The organism is Rhodococcus sp. (in: high G+C Gram-positive bacteria) (genome assembly GCF_049591685.1).
GTDB lineage: Bacteria > Actinomycetota > Actinomycetes > Mycobacteriales > Mycobacteriaceae > Rhodococcoides.
This window is the reverse complement of sequence record NZ_JBAWFH010000456.1, coordinates 1-1,512: the sequence shown is the minus strand read 5'-3', so window position 1 is coordinate 1,512 and position 1,512 is coordinate 1. Positions and strand designations below refer to the sequence as shown.

Sequence of the window (1,512 nt, the reverse complement as noted above, 5' to 3'; positions counted from 1 at the left end):
GAGCGGCTGGGTGCGCTCTGCGTCGACGACCGGCGACCTGTCGTACCCCGACAGGTCGAGCGTGTCGACAATCAGAACTTCTCTTCCGCCGGCGTCGACATCGTCGCGGGAGGTGGTGAGCACGATGGACGCGGCGGACGTGTCGAGGATGTAGGTGTTGCGGTCGGCAGGCTGGTCCGGATCGATCGGCACGTAGCCACCGCCGGCTTCGATCACAGCGTAGAGCGCGACGAGCATGTCGAGCGATCGGCGCATCGCAACCGCGACGAGTTGTTCGGGCCCGACCCCGTGATTTATCAGCTCACGGGCCAACTGCGCTACGCGCGAAGCGAATTCACCGTAGGTAAGCCTCTCGTCCTCGAACGTCAGGGCGACCGACTCGGGCGTGCGCGTCGCGGTGCGATGGAAGGCGTCGAGGAGAAGGCGGTCGGCGACGTCGTGGGTGGTGTCGTTCCACTCCGTCAGAACCCGCGAGCGTTCGCTCGGCTCGACCAGTTCGATATCGCCGACCATGCAGGACGGGTCGGTGCCGACGGCGTCCAATACCGTCAGCAATCGGTTCGCCATGATGTCCACGGTGTTCGCGTCGAACAGGTCGGTGGCGTAGGTGAAGTCGAGTGCCCAGCCGGAACCCGAGTTGCTGTCGTGGTCCGACACCGTCACCTGAAGGTCCATCTTGGCCACCGCGGTGTCGAAGTCGACACCCGACACCGTCAGGCCGGGGAGTTCGAGAGTCGTGTCGCCGAGGTTCTGGAACACCAGCAGTACCTGGAACAGCGGGTGACGCGACCTGGACCGTGCAGGATCGAGCACCTCCACCAGCCGTTCGAACGGAACGTCGGCGCTACCGAACGCGTCGAGATCGATGCGTCGTACCGATCGGAGCAGATCGGTAAAATCTTGGCCGGCGCGCACCTTCGTCCGCAGGACCAGCGTGTTGACGAACATGCCGACGAGGTCGTCGAGTACCTGTTCGCCGCGGCCCGCGACCGGGGTTCCGACGGGTATGTCGTCCGTGCCGGACAGGCGGGCGAGAAGTACGGACAGGGCCGCGTGGACGACCATGAACGGAGTGGCGCTGTGATCGGCCGCGACCTTCTCGATCCGCCTGCGCACCGCGCCGTCGACGAGCGTGCGTGTCGTGGCGCCGCGCCCGGTCGCCACTGCGGGACGTCTGCGGTCCGACGGCAGATCCAGCTGGTCCGGGAGATCGGCCAGGGTTGTTTTCCAGAAGGTTTCCTGCGCAGAGATCAGTGATTCCGGGTCGTTTTCTGAGCCGAGAACCGACCTCTGCCACAGGGAGAAGTCGGCGTACTGCACTTCGAGCGGCGCCCAGCCGGGAGTTCGACCGTCACTGCGCGCTGCGTAGGCCGTCACGACATCACGGGTGAGCGGCACCATCGAGAAGCCGTCTGCGGCAATGTGATGCGCCACCACCACGAGCACGTGCTCGGTTCCGGATACCTCCAGGAGCCTGAGCCGTACGGGCACTTCGCGTGTCACATCGAAGCC

General features: G+C 65.5%; 1 protein-coding gene. It reads right to left on the bottom strand.

Annotated elements, in window-relative coordinates:
- Positions 1-1,512: condensation domain-containing protein (locus WBQ44_RS19125; protein WP_495568249.1), on the bottom strand; the 1,512-nt coding region annotated here is incomplete at both ends.